Consider the following 19,688-nt stretch of genomic DNA (forward strand, 5'->3'; position numbering starts at 1 on the left):
ATCCATCAACCGGTGGATGCGCCGATGGCCGGTTAGGCTCTGCGGTCGTGGACGTGATCAGCATCGCCCGTCCGGTGACCGGGCCCGCCAGCCGCTTCCTCTCCGGAGCGGGGCTGCTGCTGCGCGGCATCGGCCTCTACGTACGCAGCCCGAAGCTGATGCTGCTCGGCATCGTGCCGGCACTGATCTCCGGCGTGCTCTACCTCGCCGCGTTCGCCGCCCTCGTCTGGTTCGTCGACGACCTCGCCGCGCTGATCACCCCGTTCGCCGACGACTGGTCGACGGTCCTGCGCAACCTGTCGCGGGTGGTCGCCGGGCTGGCGATCCTCGGGGTCGGTGGCCTGCTCGGCGTGGTCACCTTCACCGCGGTCACCCTCGTCATCGGCGACCCCTTCTACGAGGCGATCTCCGAGCGGGTGGAGAACCGGCTCGGCGGCACGCCGGGTGCGGTGGACGTGCCGTTCTGGTCGTCGCTGCGCCGCAGCCTCGCCGACTCGCTACGCCTGATGGCGCTCTCCGCCCTCGTCGGCGTCCCGCTCTTCGTCGCCGGTTTCATTCCGCTGGTCGGGCAGACCGTGGTTCCGGTCGTCGGGGCTGCGATCGGTGGCTGGTTCCTCGCCGTCGAGCTGGTCGGCGCGCCGTTCTACCGGCGCGGCATGCGGCTGCCGGAGCGGCGGGCGCTGCTGAAGGCGGACCGGCCCACCGCGCTCGGCTTCGGGGTCGCGGTCTTCGTCTGTTTCCTGATTCCACTCGGCGCGATCCTCGTCATGCCGGCCGCCGTGGCGGGCGCCACCCTGCTGGCCCGGCGTTCGCTGGGTCAGTCCACGAAGGAGGGCTGACATGGAGCTAACCCTGCTCCAGGGCGACATCACCGCCCAGCGGGTCGACGCGATCGTCAACGCCGCGAACTCGTCCCTGCTCGGCGGCGGGGGTGTCGACGGCGCCATCCACCGCAGGGGCGGGCCGGAGATCCTGGCGGAGTGCCGGGCGCTGCGGGCGTCCCGGTACGGCCGGGGTCTGCCCACAGGCCAGGCGGTCGCCACCACGGCCGGCCGGCTGCCGGCCCGCTGGGTGATCCACACCGCGGGTCCGGTCTGGTCGGCGAGCGAGGAGCGCTCGGCGCTGCTGCGGGATTGCTACCGCAACAGCCTCGCCGTCGCCGACGAGCTGGGCGCGGCCACTGTCGCCTATCCGCTGATCTCCTCGGGCGTCTACCGCTGGCCCGTGGAGGACGCCGTGCGCCTGGCGCTGACCGTGCTGCGCGCGGCCACCCCGGAGCGGGTGACCGAGGCCCGGCTGGTGCTCTTCGACGCGGGCACGTACGCCACCGCAGAGCAGGTCGCCGCGCCGGGCTGAACCCGGCTCCGCCCCGCACCAGGGGCGGTGCGGGACGGGCCGAGATCACGTGTCACCGGGTGATACGCAGGTTCATGCTGTCCTCCCTTCGGCGGTCACGAGGGTAGGCCCGGGCCAGCTCCTAGGACAATCCTATTTTTGGGTCCGACCCATGTATGCTCGCCGGCGTGGGTACCGACGGCGGCCTTCGGGAGCGCAAGAAGCAGCAGACTCGGCAGTCCATCTCGGACGTGGCGACCCGGCTGTTCCTTGAGCGCGGCTACGACCAGGTGACGATCGCGGAGATCGCGGGCGCGGCCGGCGTGGCGAAGATGACGGTGACGAACTACTTCCCGCGCAAGGAGGATCTGGTCCTCGACATCGCCGACGAGTTCGTCGCGCTGCTGGCCCGCACCGCCGCCGACCGGCCCGCCGGGGAACCGGTGCGGGACTCGCTGCGCCGGCGCTACGCCGAGGCGGTGGCCCGGCGTGAGGCGCTGGTCGGCTTCGCGGGTGCCCCTTTCGTGCGCCTCGTGCAGGAGAGCCCCGCGCTCGCCGCCCGCCTGCGCGAGCTCTTCGAACTGCGCGAACGGGCGCTCGCCGCGCAACTCGCCGTCGAGGCGTCGACGGACGGGGACGACCTGACGGCGCGGCTGGTCGCGGCGCAGCTCGCCGGGGCGTACCGGGTGCTCTTCGGTGAGGCGTTCCGGCTGGTCCGGGCCGGGCACGACGAGGAGCAGGTCGCCGAAGCCCTCGACCAGGCCGGGGCGCGTGCCTTCGACCTGCTCGCCACGGGAGAGAGATGTGATGTCTGAGCCCTTGCGACTGATGGCCGTGCACGCCCACCCGGACGACGAGTCCAGCAAGGGCGCCGCCACCCTGGCCCGGTACGCGACCGAGGGGGCCGACGTACTGGTGGTGACCTGCACCGGGGGCGAGCGGGGCGATGTGCTCAACCCTGCCCTGGACCGGCCGGAGGTGCGAGCCGAGCTGGGCCGCGTCCGCCGGGAGGAGATGGCCCACGCGGCGGCGATCCTCGGCGTACGACAGCGGTTCCTAGGCTTCGTCGACTCCGGGCTGCCGGCCGACGGCGCCGACCTGCCCGCCGACGCATTCGCCCGGCTCACGGTCGCCGAGGCCGCGGCCCCGCTGATCGCGACGGTCCGCGAGTTCCGGCCCCAGGTCCTGGTGACCTACGACCCGAGCGGCGGTTACCCGCACCCCGACCACGTGATGGCCCACCTCGTCGCCCGGTACGCCTTCGACGCCGCCGCCGACCCGTCTGCGCAGCCGGAGGCGGGCCCGGCCTGGGCCGTCTCGAAGCTCTACTACCTGGCCTCGTTCAGCCGAGCGTGGTTCCAGGCGTTGCACGACGCCACCCAGGCCGCCGGCCTGCCCTCGGCGATGGACGAGGTGCTGCGGGAGCTGCCCGAGGACCTGCCGGAGCCTCGTGTCACCACCCGGGTCGCCTGCGCCGACCACTTCGCCACCCGGGACCGGGCGCTGCGGGCGCACGCCACACAGGTCGACCCGGACCATCCCTTCTTCGCCCACTCGCGGGAGATCGAGCGGCGGGTCCGGCCGACCGAGGACTACGAACTCGCCGAGGCGCGGATACGGGTGAGCCTGCCCGAGGACGACCTCTTCGCCGGCCTCAGGCCAGCTCGCGCAGGCAGGACCACTGGGCGGCCACCGGCCGGTAGCCGAGCCGGGCGTTGATCGCCAGCATCGGCGCGTTCGCCTCGTCGTTCGAGGTGTACGCGGCGCGCACCCCGCCGGCGGCGGCCCGGTGCAGGGCCGCCTGCTTGACCAGGCGGGCCAGGCCACGTCCGCGGTGGCTCGGCAGCGTGGCGGTGTAGTCCGACCACATCCGGTCGCCGTCCCGCTTGACCACGCTGAACGCCACCAGCTCACCGTCGGACTCGGCGGCCGTGCTGGCTGCCTTGTCCAGGCCGAGGTTCTGCCAGACGTCGTGCTGCCAGGTCTCGTAGCTGATCGTGTCGGAGGGTACGTCGCCCGGCTCGTCTGCTGCGGTCGCGGACTCGGCGCGGTACAACCGGTGCGGGTCCAGTTCGGCGAAGGGCAGCAGCCGTACGTCCGGGGGAGCCACCGGCATCGGCGGCGCCGGGCGCAGGTCGAGCGCTGAGTAGCGCATCTCCCGGCTCGGTGTGAAGCCGTGCCGGCGGGCGAAGGGGAGCGCCTCCGTCAGCGCCCAGGTGCGGAGCCGGCGGACGCCGAGCACGCGGAGGTGTCCCAGCGCCGCGTCCAGAAGGGCCGTGCCGACGCCCCGGCGACGGTGCTCGGGGTGCGTGTGCAGCAGGGAGGCCTCGCCGAAGTCGGCCTCGGAGGTCCGGATGTTCCGGTACGCCGAGACCCAGCCCACCACCCGGTCGTCGACCTCGGCGACGAAGGCCGTCCACTCCTCGTCGGCGGGCGGTTCGGCGATCATCTTCCGGGTGGAGGCCTCGCCGCGCACCAGGTACGGGTAGACGAGCGCCCGGAGCGCGACCACGGCGGGCGCGTCGTCGGGGTTGGCCCGCCGGATTCGGAAGTCAGCCATCGTGACGCACCGCCGCTACCGCCTCGACCTCGACCAGCTGCTCGGCGTAGCCGAGCATCGCCACTCCGAGCAGGGTGCTCGGCGGGTCGTGATCGCCGAAGGCGTCCCGGACCACCTCCCAGACGGTGACCAGATCCTCCCGCCGGGACGACGCCACGTAGACGGTCGTCTTGACCACGTCGGTGAGGCGGGCGCCGGCAGCTGCCAGCGCGGACTCCAGGTTGCGCACGACCTGGCGGGCCTGCGCGGCGTGGTCGCCCGGCGCGACCGTGCGACCCTCGCTGTCGAGCGGGCAGGCGCCGGCGGTGAAGACCAGCCGGGCCGGCGGTTCGACAGTGGCCGCGTAGGCGTACTCGGCGACGTCGGAGAGGCCCGGGGCGGAGATCAGGCGTACGGGTGCGGTCACCCGCGCGAGGCTACCGGCGGGCTCTCCGACCCACGACTCATTAACGGTGCCGTTCAGGCGGAGTCGCGCAGGATCAGCTCGGTGGGGAGCACCAGGGCCGGCTCGATGCTCCCCCCGGCCGCGAGCCGGAGCAGTTGCCGGGTCATCTGGCGTCCGATCTCCTGGATCGGCTGCCGGACGGTGGTCAGCGGCGGCTCGGTGTACGCGGCGGTCTCGGTGTCGTCGAAGCCGATCACGGCGACGTCGTCCGGCACCCGGCGGCCCGCCTCGCGCAGCGTACGGAGCGCGGCCTGGGCCATCAGGTCGGACGCGACGAAGACCGCGTCCAGGTCGGGGTGCTGGGCGAGCAGGTCGCGCATCGCCGCCGCGCCCGATTCCCGGGTGAAGTCGCCGACCGCGACCCGCGCCGAGAGCCCGGCGGCGGCGACCGTCTGCCGGTATCCGGCGAGTCGCTCGATGCCGGCCACCATGTCCGAGGGCCCGGCGATGGTGGCGATCCGTCGCCTGCCGGTGCCGATGAGATGGTCGACCGCGCGGCTCACCCCGCCCACGTGGTCGACGTCCACGTAGGGCAGCCCGGCGCCGTCGAGCGGCCGGCCGTTGCAGACGACCGGGATGCCGAGCTGAGCCAGCAGCGCGGGCAGCGGGTCGGCCGCGTGCAGCGAGGCGAAGAGCACGCCGTCGACGTGCCGTCCGGTGGTGTACCGGGCGACGCGTTCCCGGCCGGCCGGTGAGCCGGCGAGCATCAGGACCAGCTGCTTGTCGGCCGCCTCCAGCTCCTGGCTGACTCCGCGAATGATGCCGGGGAAGAACTGGTCGTCGGAGAAGACCCGGTTCGCGTCCTCGGGCATGACCAGCGCGATGGAGTCGGTCCGCTGGGTGACGAGGCTCCGGGCGGCGAGATTCGGCACGTAACCCAGCTCGGCCACCGCCCGGTGGACCGCTTCCCGGATCTCCTCGGCGACGGTGGTGGAGCCGTTCACCACGCGGGAGACGGTTGCCCGGGAGACGCCGGCGCGCCGCGCCACCGCCTCCAGCGTCGGCCGCCCTGCCGTCCTCATCGCCGCCACCGCGGCGCCGTCGCACCGAACTCCGTCACGCTCGACCGCACCTTCCGTGATCCCGGTGGTTCGTCGGACCTTCCCAGGTCGGGCGGAACGGTGGTCGGAATTGATCTGGGAGAGCGCCCTCGGACAGGGTGGTGTGTGCCACGCCACATGTCAAGAGAGCGCTCTCCGAAGATCAGCTGACCCGCAGCCCCTCCAGCAGACCGCGGTCGCCTGTCACGTCCAGGGTGTCGAAGCTCACCCGGCCCCAGAGGGCGAGCAGCAGATCGCTGGCGGTGCCGCTGACCAGCGCCCGCGCGTGGTGCTCGTCGTGGTCGAGGATCGTGTCGGTGTCCAGCAGCGCCACGCCCTCACCCCGCAACCGCAGGTACCACTGCTGCGCCGCGTCCGCCGCGACCAGCTGCACCACACCGTGCCACTGCCCGGAAGTCCGGCGCCTGCCCGCCGGCAGCCAGGTGTCCAGCACCTCGCTGACCCCGTCGGCCGCGAGCTTCGCCTCGACCGGCTCACCGGCGGCGATGGCGAGCTGGGCGTCCCAGCGGTGCACCGCCGTCTCGTGCGCCGCCCGGCGCGGCCAGAAACCGGCCCTCTTCGGCTGCGGCGCCCAGTTCCACGCCGACGCCTCCGGATCCAGCCCCTCGAAGACGGCCATCAACTTGTCGTACCCCTGCTGCCAGTACTGCAGCGGCGTGACTCCCGGGCCGGGCTCGCCCCGCTCCGGACGCTCCGCCGGGGCACCCGTGACTCCGGAGCCTGCGAACGAGGAGACCCAGTGGTAGAAGCCACCGAGGTGCAGGGTCAGGTCGGCGACGGTCCAACCGGGGCAGGAGAGCACGGGTGTCTCCGGCGGTGCCTCGGCCACCGCCGCGGCGAAGGCCGGGCCCTCCACCCGGAGCGCACCGATCCAGAAGTCCTTCGTGCCATGCAGTCTGCTCATCGCCATCCTCCCGGGGGTGACCCGGCTACCAGTGGGTGCCGTGGCTACCCCTCAGCCTAGGGTGAAGGGTGTGTCAGACGTCTACGCCCAGCCGACAACCGGAGTCGACGCGACCGACGTGAAAGCCCTGGCCAGCTACACCACGCTGCGCATGGGCGGATCGGCCGGCCGGATCGTGCCGGGCAACAGCGCCGAGGAGATCGTACGAGCGGTACGCGAGGCCGGCATCCGGGACGAGCCGGTGCTGCTCCTCGCGGGCGGCAGCAACGTCGTGATCGGGGACGCGGGCTTCCCCGGCACGGTGGTGCTCGTCCGCTCCAGGGGGCTGAAGGTGGTCGCCGAGGACGCCGAAACGGTGACCGTACGGGTGGAGGCCGGCGAGCCGTGGGACGAGCTGGTCGCCGCGACCGTCGCCAACGGGTGGTCGGGCCTGGAGTGCCTCTCCGGGGTCCCCGGCTCCACGGGGGCCACGCCGATCCAGAACGTGGGCGCGTACGGCCAGGAGGTCGCCGAGACGATCACCGGGGTCGAGGCGTACGACCGGGCGAACGGCACCGTCGGCCGGATCGACGCCGCCGACTGCGGCTTCGCGTACCGGTCCAGCATCTTCAAGTACAGCGACCGGTGGCTGGTGCTCTCGGTCGACTTCCGGCTCGCCCGCTCGCCGCTGTCGGGTCCGGTGCGCTACGCCGAGCTGGCCCGCGCGCTCGGCGTCGAGGTGGGGGACCGGGTGCCGCTGGCCGACGCCCGCGCGACGGTGCTGCGCCTGCGGGCCGGCAAGGGCATGGTGCTGGACGCGGCCGACCCCGACACCCGCTCCGTCGGCTCGTTCTTCACCAACCCGGTGCTGGACCGGGCGGCGTACGAGCTGTTCCGCGAGGGGGCGGCGGATCTGGGCGAGGCGCCCTCGTGGCCCTGCCCGGGTGACATGGTCAAGTTGAGCGCGGCCTGGCTGATCGACAAGGCCGGATTCGGCAAGGGGCACCCGGGGCCGGGCGGGGTCGCCATCTCCAGCAAGCACACCCTGGCGCTGACCAACCGCAGCGGCCAGGCCAGCACCGCCGACCTGGTCGCGCTGGCCCGCGAGATCCGCGACGGCGTCCACAGCCGCTTCGGCGTCACCCTCCACCCCGAGCCGGTCCTGATCAACTGCACGATCTGACCCTCGCCCCTGAGCGCGAGGACGCGTGCCTGGGCGGGCACGCGTGCCGCTGGGATCAGGTGAAGTTGGCGCCGCCGTCGACGAGCAGCGACTGACCGTTGACGTAGGCGCCGTCGTCGGAGAAGAGGAAGGCCACCATCGCGGCGAGGTCCTCCGGCTTGCCCAGCCGCGGCGAGCGTACGGTCGCGAGGATCTGCTCGCGCCACTCCTCGGTGGTGGTGTCGAGCGCGGCCCCGGTGAGGATCACGCCGGGTGAGACGAGGTTGGCCCGGACGCCATGCCGGCCGCCGAGGCTCGCGGTGTGCCGGGTGAGCCCGATCAGGCCACTCTTGGCGGCCTGGTACGCGACCCGCTCGGTCTCGCCCAGCCACACCGCGCTCGACATCGTGTTGACGATGGAGCCGGTGCCCTGCTCGATCATGATCGGCAGGGCGTGCCGGACGCCGTACATGTAGCCGGTCAGGGTGACGTCGATGGTGTGTCGCCAGACGTCGACCGGTACCGAGGTCACGTCGGTGTCCCGTGCCAGGGTTCGCGGCGAGAGGTCCGCGGCCACGTTGAAGAGGCCGTGCAGGCCACCGAACCGCTCGACGGCGAATTCGATCAGACCTCGGTACGAGTCCTCGTCGCTGATGTCGAAGCCCCGCGCCACGGCCCGTCCGTCCGAGCCGTTGATGCCGTCGACGACGGCCTGCGCGGCGGCCTCGTTCAGATCCGCCGCGACGACCAGCATGCCTTCCTCGGCGAGACGGATCGCCGTCGCGCCGCCGATGTTGCCGGGCGCCGCACCGGCGACGACGGCCACCTTGTCCTTGAGCCCGCGCATCGGCCTGCTCCCTTCACTCGTCGTCGTTCAGTTCCTCGGAAGAGCGAAGTACGGGCGTCGCCGGCTCGCCGGCCACGCCCGTACCGCGATGGTGCAGAGAACTCTTTCCCGGCCGTCGACTACTTGGCGCGCAGCGGCGCGAGAGCCTGGCTCCAGGCCACGACCTGGTCGAGGGTCGTGTTCAGCGCGTCGCGCTGGAAGTCGTTGGGCTTGAAGACGCTGAAGTTCTCGAAGTCGGTGAAGAGCGAGAGCGCGACCTGGGAACGGACGTCGGCGAGCTGCAGCTCACCGGCGATCAGCCGCAGGTGCTCGACCGCGCGGGCGCCACCGACCGAGCCGTAGCTGACGAAGCCGACGGCCTTGTTGTTCCACTCCTTGTAGAGGAAGTCGATCGCGTTCTTCAGGGCGCCGGACGTCGAGTGGTTGTACTCCGGCGTCACGATGATGAACCCGTCGAACGAAGCGATCTTGTTCGCCCACTCCAGCGTGTGCGGCTGCTGGTACTGGTCCATCGCCGGCGGGTAGATCTCGTCCAGGTGCGGCAGCTTGTAGTCGAGCAGGTCGACGAGCTCGAACTCGACATCGGTGCGCTGCTTGGCGATCTCGTAAACCCAGCGCGCCACGGGCTCGCCGACCCGACCCGGGCGGGTGCTGCCGATGATGATTCCGATCCTGGTCATCGCGGTCTCCTCCTCGTACGGGACCCCGAGTGGAGTCCTTGCTTGACGAAGCAACTATACGGCGGGCGATTGCTTCGTCAAGCAAGTAGCATGGAGGGATGTCCAGCGTCACACCGAAGCCGTCAAACGCCCCGGAGGAGCTTCTACCGCTCAGTCCGGACGAAGAGGCCGTCGTGCGCGCCCTGAACCGGGTGATCTACTCGCTGCCCCGCGCCATCGACGCCGACATGCTCCGTGAGCAGGGGCTCCCGCTCATCGAGTACCTCACTCTCATGCACCTCTCCGAGGCCGCCGACCGGCAACTGCGGATGAGCGAGCTCGCCACCATCTGCGAGCTCTCCCTCAGCGGCATGACCCGGGTCGTGCAGCGGCTGGAGGCCCAGGGGTTCGTCCAGCGGGTCCGCTGCGAGCAGGACGCCCGCGGGTGGAACGCCGTCCTCACCGACGCCGGCTTCGCCCGGCTGGAGCAGGCCTGGCCCACCAACCTCGCCGCCACGCGCCGGCACTTCATCGACCATCTCGCCGGCCTGGACCTCAAGCAGCTCGCCGCGGCGATGCAGAAGATCGCCAGCTGAGTAGGTCGTCGGAATGGCCGCCGGCTAGGCCGGGGCGACCGCGGACCAGGGCACCGTCAGCTCCCCGAGACGCCAACGTGCGGGGCGGTCGAGCAGCGGCCAACCCCCGTCCCGCACCGACTGGACCGCGTGCAGCCAGCGCTGCCGCGGGCCGTACGGGGCGTAGCCGGCGGCGGCCCGCCAGGCGTCGTCGAGCGCCCGGATCAGGTCGTGCACCCGCTCACCCGGCACGTTGCGGTGGATCAGCGCCTTCGGCAGCCGCTCGGCCAGCTCGGCGGGGGTCTCCAGGGTGGAGAGCCGCGCGGCCAGGGTCAGTGAGCGCGGGCCGTCGGCGTCGACCAGCAGCCAGCCGCCCAGCCGGCCCAACTCGTCGCAGGTCCCCTCGACCAGCAGCCCACCCGGTGCCAGCGCAGCGGTCATCGTCCGCCACGCGCCGGGCACCTCGCTCTCGTCGTACTGACGCAGCACGTTGAGCGCGCGAACCAGCACCGGACGCAGACCGGCCAGCTCGAACCCGCCCCGGGCGAAGGTGAGCCCCGGCGGATCGGCGGCCGGCGCGGCGGCGGCCACCCGCTCCGGGTCGATCTCCAAGCCGACCAGCCGCACGTCGGGTCGCACCCCGGCCGCCAGCCGGGAGCGCAGCTCCACAGCGGTGATCGGGCTCGCGCCGTAGCCGAGGTCCACCACCAGCGGATCGGCCGCGTCGCGCAGCAGGTCACCACAGGTGGCCACGATCCAGTTGTCCACCCGGCGCAGCCGGTTCGGGTTGGTCGTCCCCCGGGTGATCACGCCGTACGGCCGGCGCCGCCCGGGCACCGTCATCGCCACGACCGGCGCCGCGTCACGCCCGCCCGCCACCGCGGGGCTCGCCGACCCGGCTCACTCTTCGCCCCTCACTGGCCGACGCGGTGCACCTTGTGCTGCGCGGCCTGAGCCAACGGGCGAACCACCAGCCGGTCCACATTGACATGGTGCGGGCGGGTGGCGCACCACGCCACGCAGTCCGCCACGTCCTCGGCCACCAGCGGTTCGGGAACCCCGGCGTAGACGGCCGCGGCCCGCTCCGCGTCACCGTCGAAGCGAACCAGGCTGAACTCCTCCGTCCGCACCATTCCCGGGTCGATCTCGATGACCCGTACCGGTCGGCCGTTGAGCTCCAGCCGCAGCGTGCCGGCGATCGCCGTCTGCGCGTGCTTGGCCGCGGTGTAGCCTCCGCCGCCCTCGTAGACCCCGAGCCCCGCCGTCGAGGAGACGACCACGATGGTTCCGGCGCCGGACGCCTCCAGCGCCGGCAGCAGCGCCTGGGTGACGCGGAGCGTACCGAGCACGTTGACGTCGTACATCCACTGCCAGTCCTCGACCGACCCGGACTCCACCGGGTCCAGGCCGCGCGCGCCGCCGGCGTTGTTCACCAGCAGGGTGACCGGCCCCGGCGCGGCCCCGGCCGCCTCGGCCAGGGCGGCCACCGACTCGTCCGACGTGACGTCACAGGCGACCGCCGTCGCCCGGCCGCCGGCAGCCTCGATCTCGGCGACCAACCCGGCCAGCCGATCGCTGCGCCGGGCCGCGGCGAGCACGTGGAAACCCTCGGCGGCGAGCCGGCGGGAGGTGGCCGCGCCGATCCCACTCGATGCTCCGGTGACGATGGCGACAGAGCTCATCCGGCCATTGTCACCTTCGCCGGGGTCGGCCGTGGGCCCGCACGTGTCGTGGCTCACCATGAGGTCCGTCACGCCGACCGACCGCCCGTGCGCATTTCCGTGGCTCGATCGGGAAGATGACATCCGGCGTACGGGTTGTCCCAAGCGCCGGTAGTGCGAGACGGCATCAACCGTGAGCAGGGGAGCGGACGTGGCGGAACTGCACACCGGCGTCGGTCGTCAACGAGGGACTCAGCCGTGGCCGCGGCCCCGGCGCATCGCCACCCTCTCGGTGCACACCTCGCCGATGCACCAGCCGGGCACCGGCGACGCCGGCGGCATGAACGTCTACATCCTGGAGGTCGCCCGCCGGCTGGCCGAGGCGGACGTCGAGGTGGAGATCTTCACCCGGGCCACCTCCGGTGACCTGCCTCCGGTGGTCGAGATGGCGCCGGGCGTGACGGTCCGGCACGTCACCGCCGGGCCGCTGGAAGGGCTCACCAAGGAGGAGCTGCCCGGCCAGCTCTGCGCGTTCACCGCCGGAGTGCTCCGCGCCGAGGCCGCCCGCCCCCCGGGCCACTACGACCTGATCCACTCGCACTACTGGCTCTCCGGGCAGGTCGGCTGGCTGGCCAAGGAGCGTTGGGGCGTACCGCTGGTGCACACCGCGCACACCCTCGCGAAGGTCAAGAACGCGCAGCTCGCGGCGGGCGACCGCCCGGAACCGAAGGCGCGGGTGATCGGCGAGGAGCAGGTGGTCGCCGAGGCCGACCGCCTGGTGGCGAACACCCGCGGTGAGGCCCACGACCTGATCGAGCGGTACGCGGCCGTTCCGGACCGGGTCGCGGTCGTGCAGCCCGGCGTGGACCTGAACCGGTTCCGCCCCATCGCCGGGGACCCGGACGAGTTGACCGTCACGGCCCGACGCCGGCTGGGCCTGCCCACCCGCGGATACCTGGTGGCGTTCGTCGGCCGGATCCAGCCGTTGAAGGCACCGGACGTGCTGGTACGCGCCGCCGCCGCGCTGCGCGAGCGGGATCCCGCGCTCGCCGAGCAGATGACCGTGGTGATCTGCGGCGGCCCGAGCGGCAGCGGGTTGGACCGCCCGGCCGCCCTGATGGAGCTGGCCGCCTCGCTCGGCGTCGCCGACCGGATCCACTTCCTGCCGCCGCAGACCGGTGACGACCTGCCCACCCTCTACCGGGCGGCCGACCTCGTCGCGGTGCCCTCGCACAACGAGTCCTTCGGCCTGGTCGCCCTGGAGGCCCAGGCGTGCGGTACGCCGGTGCTGGCCGCCGCGGTGGGTGGTCTGGTGACCGCCGTCCGCGACCACGTCAGCGGTGTGCTCATCGACGGACACGACCCGGTCGACTGGGCCCGCGCGCTCGCCCGGCTGCTGCCCGACCGGGTGCTGCGGCGGAGCCTCGCGCGCGGCGCCGTGCGGCAGGCCCGTCGCTTCTCCTGGGACCGTACGGTCGCCGAACTGCTCGACGTCTACGGCGAGGCGGTCGCCGCGCACCGGGCACGCCTCACCGCGCAGCTCGCCGGCGACGCGGCCCTCTCCTGCTCCTGGTGAGCCCGTGCGGGGGCCCGGTCGGCGTCGGTCGGGCGGCCCGCCGGCGACGGGTGGGGTGACCGGCGCGACCGTAGAGTGGGTCCGGTGAACGGGAAGAGCGACCTCGCGGCCCTGATCGAGTCGGTCTGTGACGAGCGGGAGCTGGCCTGGGAGCCGACCGGCCCGCACTCGTACGCGGTGACCCTGCCCGGCACCCACAAGCTCAAGACGGTCTGCAACCTGATCGTCGGCGAGCACGCGCTCCGGATCGAGGCGTTCGTGATGCGCCAGCCCGACGAGCGGCGCGAGGAGCTGTGGGCGTGGCTGCTCCAGCGCAACGCCCGGATGTACGGCGTCTCCTTCTCCGTCGACGCGGTCGGTGACGTCTACCTGACGGGGCGGGTCAACCCGGCCGGCGTCGACGCCGAGGAGCTGGACCGACTGCTCGGGGCGGTGCTGACCTACGCCGACGAGTCCTTCGACACCATGCTGGAGATCGGCTTCGGCAGCTCGATCCGGCGGGAATGGGAGTGGCGGGTCAAGCGCGGCGAATCCACCGCGAACCTTGCCGCCTTCGCTCACCTCTTCGAGCCGTCCGGAGGTTCGGACCCGTCCTGACGGGTATGCCGCACCGCGCGGTGCGGCACGTTGGGACACGCCGCGCGCCGAGGACCATCTGTCGAGGAGCGTGAGCGTCTCATGGCTCAGCGGAACAGCTCGGGTCGCGGCGGGACTGCGACCAGGACCAGGCAGCGGGCGGGGAACCAGAGCCCGAACACACCAATGATCTCCGAGTCGGAGATCTCCCGGATGCGGGTGGACGACCTCCGCGGTCGGCTCCGCAAGTACGGCGTCTCGGGCATCAGCGCCCTGCGCAAGCCGGAGCTGGTGAAGGAGCTGGCGAGGGCGATGCGCGCGGGCGGTCGTGGCGGCGGGGCCGCACGCAAGGCCACCGGGCCGGCCGGCCGGGCCACCGGAACCCGCGCCGCGGGGCGGGCCTCGGCCACGAAGAAGGCGGCCGCCGGGCGGGCGGCCAAGGCGGCCTCCGGCCGCGCCCGGGCGGTACCCGCGAACAAGAGCGCGCCGGCGAAGAAGGCCGCCGTGAAGAAGGCCGCCGCGAAGCGGACGACGGCCGCCAAGAAGACGACGGCGGCGAAGAAGACGACGGCCGCCAAGCGGACCACCGCCGCGAAGAAGACGACGGCGGCGGCCAAGAAGACGGCGGCGAAGAAGACGGCGGCCAAGAAGACCACGGCGAAGAAGACGACGGCGGCGAAGCGGGCTGCGCCGGCACGCAAGACGGTGGCTGCCACGAAGGCCGCCGCCACCCGCCGATCGGTTACGGCCCGGAAGACCGCGCCCGGGAAGAAGGCCGCGCCGGCCCGCAAGACCGCCGTCGCCCGGAAGACCGCGCCGGCCCGCAAGAGCACTGCCGCCCGGAAGGCCGCGCCGGCCCGCAAGAGCACCAGCCGGCCCGGTACGGCCGCGAAGGCGACGGGCGGCGGGCTCCGTACCGGACGCAGCACCTCTCGTTCGGCGCGTTCCTCGCAGGTCATCTCGTCACTGGCGGACCGGCCGGAGCGTCCGGGGCGCAGCCTGGTGACCAGCAACCACGAGGTGATCATGCGCTGGGCCCGGGAGCGCGGGGCGAAACCCGCCACCATCGCGGGTACCGAGCGGGCGGACCGGGTGTCGGTGCTCACGTTCAACATTCCGGGTTACCGGGAGAGCAGCCGGATCCGTGAGATCACCTGGGATGACTGGTTCCACACGTTCGACCTGCGGCGGCTGAACCTGATCTACCAGGAGCAGATGCGCGACGGCCGGCAGAGCAACTTCTTCCGTACCGAGTCGCCGGACCGTGAGGACGGGTGACCCGGTTTGCGGGAATGCCCGACGGGTATGCGCTGTTGCCAGAGAACGTGGCCCGGAGCAGCGACGACTGCGCGCTGTGACCGGCGGAACAGCCAGTTTGGGTTGAAACCGTAATCCGGGCGAATTAGCTTTATTGCGCCGCGCCACGCTTGGAAACGTTCGGGGGAGCGGCGGATCGATCAGATCCGCGCACCAGGCGAGGCGCGAGGGGACGGGTGGATCAACCGTTGGGGGACGGTGCCCACCTGTTTGGACCGGCGGCGCGAGCGGGCGACGCTTACGGGGGTGAGTGTTGCCCGCCGCCGCCGGCCCCACCAGTGCGCGAGTGCCCACCGCTGCCAGAGGGCGTGGTGGGCACTCTGCGTCTCCTGCGTCACCTGTGACGTTCAGGCGATCCGGATCCGCTCGTCCGTCGGCTCCGCCCCGCCGGCCGGCGCCGGCTCTGCCGCCGGCACCACGCTCCGCCCGGACCCCGTACTGCGGACCAGCGCGGCGACGCGACGTTCCCGCGGCGGCCCCGCGAGCAGGTGACCGACCGCGGCGAGCAGGCCGAGTCCACCCACGACGAGCCAGTGGGCGGAGCCCAGGTACTGCAGGCTCACCCCGCCCAGCGTCGGCGCGACGAACGACGCGGCGGGGAAGGTCAGGTAGAAGACCGACTGGTAGCGGGCGCGCAGCTCGGGCGGGGCCAGGTCGGCGTTGATCTGAGCGTTTGGTGGGGCCGCGAGCATCGAGCCGACCGTCCAGACGACGGCGGCGCCCAGATAGAACGCCAGTTGGTCGGCGAAGGTCAGCGCCCCGAAGCCGATCGCCATCAGCCCGGTGGAGACCGCGAGGACCACGGCCTTGCGACGCCGGTCGATCAGCCGGGGCACGAAGAGCTGGCCGAGCACGATCAGCGCGCCGCCGAGCGCCACCACCAGCCCGTACGCCGACGGTTCGAGGCCGTCCGCACGCATCGCCAGCGGCATGATCGTCGACGTCTGCATGGTCAGTACGGCCAGCACGAAGGTGAGCCCGACGAAGGTCAGGAAGATCCGGTCGGTGAGCGCCGTGAGCAGTCCCGGGCGCCGGTCACCGGGCTGTGCCGTACCGGCCGGCAGGTCGACCCGCGGTGTCAGGGCGGGGCGACTCAGCGTCTCGGGCACCTTCCACGCGATGACCAGCGCGGTGGCGAGCGTCGCCCCCGCGTCGACCAGGAACAGCGCCAGGAAGCTCGCCTCGGCCAGTACGCCGGCGAGCAGCGAGGCCACCGCCATGCCCAGGTTGAACACCCAGAACTGCAGGTTGAACGCGCGGGAACGGCGCCGCTCCGGAACCATGTCGACGATCGCCGCCACGAAGGCCGGGCTGGGCATCGAGTGCACCACCCCGACCAGCGCGGAGAGCACCGCGATGAGCAGCAGATGCCGGCTCAGGGCGAGGGCCACCATCAGGCCGGCGGTGATCAGATGAGCGGTGAGCAGGGTCGCGCGCCGCCCCCAGCGGTCGGCGAGCACGCCGCCGAGCAGCACCCCGACCGCCCCGCCGGCTCCGTACGCCCCGACCACCAGGCCGGCGAGCGCCGCGCTGGCACCCCTGGCCTCGGTGAGGTAGAGCGACAGGAAGAGCATCGCGAAGGCCCCGGCCCGGTTGATCAGGATGCCGGCCCAGAGGTACCAGAAGGTGGCGGGTAGGTCGCCTGCGGTCTCGTTCCACCAGCGCCGCAGGGGTTGCACCCGTCCTCCAGACAGTTCGGTTTGTTAACCGTTTCTGGCTGACCGTAGCGGAAGCTCGGTGACCGATCCGACCCGCGCCCGGCGCGCGGACGACGCCACCGGCGTCCGGCCCTCGATCACCGGCCGGGCCCGCCTCGGTCAGTTCGCGCGGGCCGGCTCGGCGGGGGAGATCGCCGCCGCCTCGGCGGCCTGCGGCGCGGGCGGCTCGATGACGGTGACCGGTTCGGTCGGCGTCGCGACGGAGCGCAGCGCGACGGCCCGCCGCTCCCGGGCCGGGCCGGAGATCAGGTGCGCGACGGCCATCGCCCCGCCGAGGATCGCGCAGCCCACCCAGAGCGTGCTGTTGCCGGCGTGCTCGCGGATCAGCCCCCCGAGGATCGGGGCGGCGGCACCGGCGATCTGCCAGGAGAGGGAGAAGACCCCCTGGTATCGGCCGCGCAGTTCGCCCGGGGAGAGCTCGGCGATCAGGGTCGCGTTGGAGGGGGACTGGAGCATCTCGCCGAGCGTCCAGATCAGCACGGTGAGCCCGTAGAACCAGGCGGCTTCGGCGAACGCGGTGAGGCCGAAACCGACGCCGGTCACCAGGGCGGCCAGGGCGAGCACGTGCGACCGGCTCCGACCCCGGATGAGCCGGGGCACGAAGAGCTGACCCACCACGATCAGTACGCCGTTGAGCGCGATCACCGTGCCGTACGTCGCGGGGCTCAGCCCGGAGTCGCCCATCGCGATCGGCAGCATCGAGATGTGCTGGAGGAAGATCAGCGCGGCGAAGAGGTTGAGCGCCACGAAGCCGAGGAAGACCCGGTCGGCGAGGATGGTCCGCAGGGCGCCCGTCGGCGCCGCGGCGCCCTTGCTGACCGGCCGGGCCCGGCGGGTCTCGCCGACCCGGGTGAAGATGATCAGCGCGGTGACCAGCGTGGTCGCCGCATCGATGATGAACAGCAGCAGGTATCCGGCCTGGGCGGCGAAGCCGGCGAGCACCGCCGCGCTGGCGAAGCCGAGGTTGATCGCCCAGTAGTTGAGCGAGAAGGCCCGCAGCCGGTCCTTCTCCGGCACCACGTCGATCATCATGGCGCCGAACGCCGGGCGGGCCGCCTCGGCGAACGCGCCGAGCAGCAGGGCGCCCAGGGCGACCGCCCAGAGCGGCCGGGCCAGGCCGAGCGCGAGCATCATGACGGCCCCGCCGAGCTGCGCGGTGAAGAGGGTGGGCCGTCGTCCCCAGCGGTCGGCGAGCGTACCGCCGATCGTGGTGCCGACCGCGCCGCCGACGCCCCAGAGTCCGATGACCAGGCCGGCCTGGGAGGCCGAGAAGCCGCGTTCCTGGGTCAGGTAGATGGCGAGGAAGACCAGTACGAAGGAGCCGAGCCGGTTGATCAGGGTGCCGGTCCAGAGGTACCAGAACCGTGCCGGGAGCCCGCCCGCCGTGTCCTGAAACCAGCCGCGCACCGTCCGCATCCGCTACCGCCCCGTGTTTGTAATGACCGACCCAACTCAAACGCCTTACAACCTAGTGGCCGCCCGGCGGCCCGGTCATCAGCTTTTCCACGTGGTGGTCGTCACGACGGGTCCCGGCATGTCCGCCTGCGACGTGCGGCAGGATGATCCGCATGACTGCGAGTGAGGGCCCCACCGTCGGGACGCTGGTCCTGCTGCGCCACGGCGAGAGCGACTGGAACGCCAAGAACCTCTTCACCGGCTGGGTGGACGTAGACCTGACGGCCAAGGGGGAGACCGAGGCGCGGCGCGGCGGTGAGCTGCTCCGCGAACACAACCTGCTGCCGGACGTGGTGCACACGAGCGTGCTGCGCCGGGCGATCCGCACCGCGGAGCTGGCGCTGAGCGCCGCCGACCGGCACTGGATCGCGGTGCGCCGGTCGTGGCGGCTCAACGAGCGGCACTACGGCGCCCTGCAGGGCAAGAACAAGAAGCAGACCCTCGACGAGTACGGCGAGGAGCAGTTCATGCTCTGGCGGCGCTCGTACGACACCCCGCCGCCGCCCATCGACGACAACGACGAGTGGTCCCAGGTCGGCGACCCCCGCTACGCGCTGCTGCCCACCGAGCTGATGCCGCGTACCGAGTGCCTCAAGGATGTGGTGGAGCGGATGCTCCCGTACTGGTACGACTCGATCGTGCCGGACATCCTGGCCGGCCGTACGGTGCTGGTGGCCGCGCACGGGAACTCGCTGCGCGCGCTGGTGAAGCACCTCGACCAGATCTCCGACGACGCGATCGCCAAGCTCAACATCCCGACCGGCATCCCGCTCCGGTACGACCTGGACCCGAACCTGCGTCCACAGGTCCTCGGCGGGTCGTACCTCGACCCGGAGGCCGCCAAGGCAGCCGCGGCAGCGGTCGCCAACCAGGGCCGCTGAGCCGGACCAGCGCGCGAACGGGCCCCTGCCGCACGGTAGGGGCCCGTTTCGCCACTCAGGTTCGCGGCTCAGGCGGTGGGCGGGGTCTGCTCGCCGGTGATCAGGTAGAACACGTGCTCGCCGACGTTCACCGCGTGGTCGGCGAAACGCTCGTAGTAGCGGCCGAGCAGGGTGGCGTCGATCGCGGTCTCCACGCCGTACGGCCAGTCATCGCCGAGCACCACGCCGAAGAGCCCCTTGTGCAGCTCGTCCATCGCGTCGTCGTCGCGGTCGAGCTCGGCGGCGATGTCGGCGTCGGGCTTGGCCAGCACCGAGGCGATCTTCCCGGCCATCCGGTCGGCGGTCGAGTCCATGTCCGTGAAGATCTGGCGCAGCTCGGCCGGTACGGCGGGCGAGGGGTGCCGGCGCAGCGCGGTCTTCGCCACGTGCTCGGCCAGGTCGCCCATCCGCTCCAGGTCGGCGGCGACGTGCAGGGCGGTGATCATGGCACGCAGGTCGGAGGCGACCGGTGCCTGGCGGGCCAGCAGGTCGCTGACCCGCTCCTCGACGTGCCGGTAGAGGCCGTCGATCTCGGCGTCCCGCTCGACGACCGTCTCGGCCGCCTGCCGGTCGGCGGTGAGCAGGGCCCGGGTAGCCTGCCGCATGGCGGACCGGACTCCCTCGGCCATGTCCACCAACAACTGGCTTACGAGGTGTAGATCGGCCCGGAACTCGTCGCGCATTGTCACGTCCTGTGGGGGTCGAGGCCGGCCGAAGCCGGCGCAGGATTGAGCGGTGTGCCGACCACGGTAGGGCGCACGGGCGGACCCGGAATGAACCACGGTGAACGACGCCCGACGGTTACGTAAATTTTGCCGTAACCGAGCCTGATTCATCCCTTTCTGGGCGGTAGCCAGGTTAACAATGACCCTACGATCGCCAGGTGGAATGGGCGGTGGCGGTCGTGGTGGCCGTAGCGCTGGCGACCGGAGTGGTCG

At 72.3% G+C, this 19,688-nt stretch carries 21 protein-coding genes; 10 read left to right on the plus strand and 11 right to left on the minus strand.

Annotated elements, in window-relative coordinates; genetic code table 11:
• Positions 1-47: 47 nt before the first annotated feature.
• From D7044_RS17955 to mca, 4 genes are all read left to right on the plus strand, one after another.
• Complete coding sequence (locus D7044_RS17955) at positions 48-839, plus strand: EI24 domain-containing protein (RefSeq protein WP_120689582.1); 792 nt, start codon at positions 48-50, stop codon at positions 837-839.
• Between the two features lies 1 nt (position 840).
• Positions 841-1,356 carry an O-acetyl-ADP-ribose deacetylase gene (locus D7044_RS17960; protein ID WP_120689583.1) on the plus strand — a complete coding sequence of 172 codons (516 nt, stop codon included), beginning with the start codon at positions 841-843 and terminating at the stop codon, positions 1,354-1,356.
• A gap of 167 nt (positions 1,357-1,523) precedes the next feature.
• Positions 1,524-2,150 carry a TetR/AcrR family transcriptional regulator gene (locus D7044_RS17965; protein ID WP_233563274.1) on the plus strand — a complete coding sequence of 209 codons (627 nt, stop codon included), beginning with the start codon at positions 1,524-1,526 and terminating at the stop codon, positions 2,148-2,150.
• Complete coding sequence (gene mca, locus D7044_RS17970; protein WP_199716666.1) at positions 2,143-3,054, plus strand: mycothiol conjugate amidase Mca; 912 nt, start codon at positions 2,143-2,145, stop codon at positions 3,052-3,054. The genes D7044_RS17965 and mca overlap by 8 nt, the downstream gene beginning before the upstream one ends.
• On the opposite strand, the gene D7044_RS17975 is transcribed toward mca, so the two are convergent.
• The 4 genes from D7044_RS17975 to D7044_RS17990 all read right to left on the minus strand — a co-directional run bounded on the left by D7044_RS17975 (position 2,990) and on the right by D7044_RS17990 (position 6,305).
• On the minus strand, positions 2,990-3,895 hold the full coding sequence (locus D7044_RS17975; RefSeq protein WP_120689585.1) for a GNAT family N-acetyltransferase: 906 nt from the start codon (positions 3,893-3,895) through the stop codon (positions 2,990-2,992). The genes mca and D7044_RS17975 overlap by 65 nt on opposite strands.
• Positions 3,888-4,283 (minus strand): RidA family protein, encoded by a 396-nt coding sequence (locus D7044_RS17980; protein WP_120680659.1) that lies wholly within the window; start codon positions 4,281-4,283, stop codon positions 3,888-3,890. The genes D7044_RS17975 and D7044_RS17980 overlap by 8 nt, the downstream gene beginning before the upstream one ends.
• Positions 4,284-4,354: 71 nt before the next feature.
• Positions 4,355-5,362 carry a LacI family DNA-binding transcriptional regulator gene (locus D7044_RS17985; RefSeq protein ID WP_120689650.1) on the minus strand — a complete coding sequence of 336 codons (1,008 nt, stop codon included), beginning with the start codon at positions 5,360-5,362 and terminating at the stop codon, positions 4,355-4,357.
• A 181-nt stretch (positions 5,363-5,543) separates the two neighbouring features.
• Positions 5,544-6,305 carry a maleylpyruvate isomerase family mycothiol-dependent enzyme gene (locus D7044_RS17990; RefSeq protein WP_120689586.1) on the minus strand — a complete coding sequence of 254 codons (762 nt, stop codon included), beginning with the start codon at positions 6,303-6,305 and terminating at the stop codon, positions 5,544-5,546.
• Between the two features lie 70 nt (positions 6,306-6,375).
• Here D7044_RS17990 and D7044_RS17995 point away from each other — a divergent pair, with 70 nt between their 5' ends.
• Positions 6,376-7,467 carry a UDP-N-acetylmuramate dehydrogenase gene (locus D7044_RS17995; protein WP_120680418.1) on the plus strand — a complete coding sequence of 364 codons (1,092 nt, stop codon included), beginning with the start codon at positions 6,376-6,378 and terminating at the stop codon, positions 7,465-7,467.
• Between the two features lie 55 nt (positions 7,468-7,522).
• On the opposite strand, the gene D7044_RS18000 is transcribed toward D7044_RS17995, so the two are convergent.
• Entirely contained in the window at positions 7,523-8,293 is a 771-nt protein-coding gene (locus D7044_RS18000; RefSeq protein ID WP_120689587.1) for an SDR family NAD(P)-dependent oxidoreductase, read from the minus strand.
• Positions 8,294-8,412: 119 nt separating this feature from the next.
• Complete coding sequence (locus D7044_RS18005) at positions 8,413-8,973, minus strand: NADPH-dependent FMN reductase (protein WP_120689588.1); 561 nt, start codon at positions 8,971-8,973, stop codon at positions 8,413-8,415.
• Positions 8,974-9,071: 98 nt separating this feature from the next.
• Between D7044_RS18005 and D7044_RS18010 the strand changes: the two genes are divergently transcribed.
• The gene (locus tag D7044_RS18010) at positions 9,072-9,548 is read left to right on the plus strand and encodes a MarR family winged helix-turn-helix transcriptional regulator (RefSeq protein ID WP_120689589.1); all 477 of its coding nucleotides are present in this window, start codon (positions 9,072-9,074) and stop codon (positions 9,546-9,548) included.
• Between the two features lie 24 nt (positions 9,549-9,572).
• On the opposite strand, the gene D7044_RS18015 is transcribed toward D7044_RS18010, so the two are convergent.
• Positions 9,573-10,370, minus strand: coding sequence for an O-methyltransferase (locus tag D7044_RS18015; protein WP_120689651.1), 798 nt, complete (start codon positions 10,368-10,370; stop codon positions 9,573-9,575).
• A gap of 71 nt (positions 10,371-10,441) precedes the next feature.
• Positions 10,442-11,209: an SDR family NAD(P)-dependent oxidoreductase gene (locus D7044_RS18020; protein ID WP_120680664.1), complete on the minus strand. Its 768-nt coding sequence runs from the start codon at positions 11,207-11,209 to the stop codon at positions 10,442-10,444.
• A 190-nt stretch (positions 11,210-11,399) separates the two neighbouring features.
• Here D7044_RS18020 and mshA point away from each other — a divergent pair, with 190 nt between their 5' ends.
• The 3 genes from mshA (at position 11,400) to D7044_RS33435 (ending at position 14,618) form a co-directional block, all read left to right on the plus strand.
• Entirely contained in the window at positions 11,400-12,764 is a 1,365-nt protein-coding gene (mshA, locus tag D7044_RS18025) for a D-inositol-3-phosphate glycosyltransferase (RefSeq protein WP_120689590.1), read from the plus strand.
• 84 nt (positions 12,765-12,848) lie between these two features.
• Positions 12,849-13,361: a type III secretion system chaperone family protein gene (locus tag D7044_RS18030; RefSeq protein WP_120680666.1), complete on the plus strand. Its 513-nt coding sequence runs from the start codon at positions 12,849-12,851 to the stop codon at positions 13,359-13,361.
• Between the two features lie 684 nt (positions 13,362-14,045).
• Positions 14,046-14,618: a hypothetical protein gene (locus D7044_RS33435; protein ID WP_325050903.1), complete on the plus strand. Its 573-nt coding sequence runs from the start codon at positions 14,046-14,048 to the stop codon at positions 14,616-14,618.
• A gap of 386 nt (positions 14,619-15,004) precedes the next feature.
• On the opposite strand, the gene D7044_RS18040 is transcribed toward D7044_RS33435, so the two are convergent.
• Entirely contained in the window at positions 15,005-16,336 is a 1,332-nt protein-coding gene (locus D7044_RS18040) for an MFS transporter (protein WP_120689592.1), read from the minus strand.
• Positions 16,337-16,474: 138 nt separating this feature from the next.
• Positions 16,475-17,791: an MDR family MFS transporter gene (locus tag D7044_RS18045; protein ID WP_120689593.1), complete on the minus strand. Its 1,317-nt coding sequence runs from the start codon at positions 17,789-17,791 to the stop codon at positions 16,475-16,477.
• A gap of 152 nt (positions 17,792-17,943) precedes the next feature.
• Between D7044_RS18045 and D7044_RS18050 the strand changes: the two genes are divergently transcribed.
• On the plus strand, positions 17,944-18,711 hold the full coding sequence (locus D7044_RS18050; protein WP_120680432.1) for a phosphoglyceromutase: 768 nt from the start codon (positions 17,944-17,946) through the stop codon (positions 18,709-18,711).
• Between the two features lie 68 nt (positions 18,712-18,779).
• Here D7044_RS18050 and phoU read toward each other — a convergent pair whose 3' ends face one another.
• On the minus strand, positions 18,780-19,433 hold the full coding sequence (gene phoU, locus D7044_RS18055; RefSeq protein WP_120680434.1) for a phosphate signaling complex protein PhoU: 654 nt from the start codon (positions 19,431-19,433) through the stop codon (positions 18,780-18,782).
• Positions 19,434-19,688: the final 255 nt, after the last annotated feature.

Source organism: Micromonospora musae (assembly GCF_003626635.1).
Taxonomy (GTDB): domain Bacteria; phylum Actinomycetota; class Actinomycetes; order Mycobacteriales; family Micromonosporaceae; genus Micromonospora; species Micromonospora musae.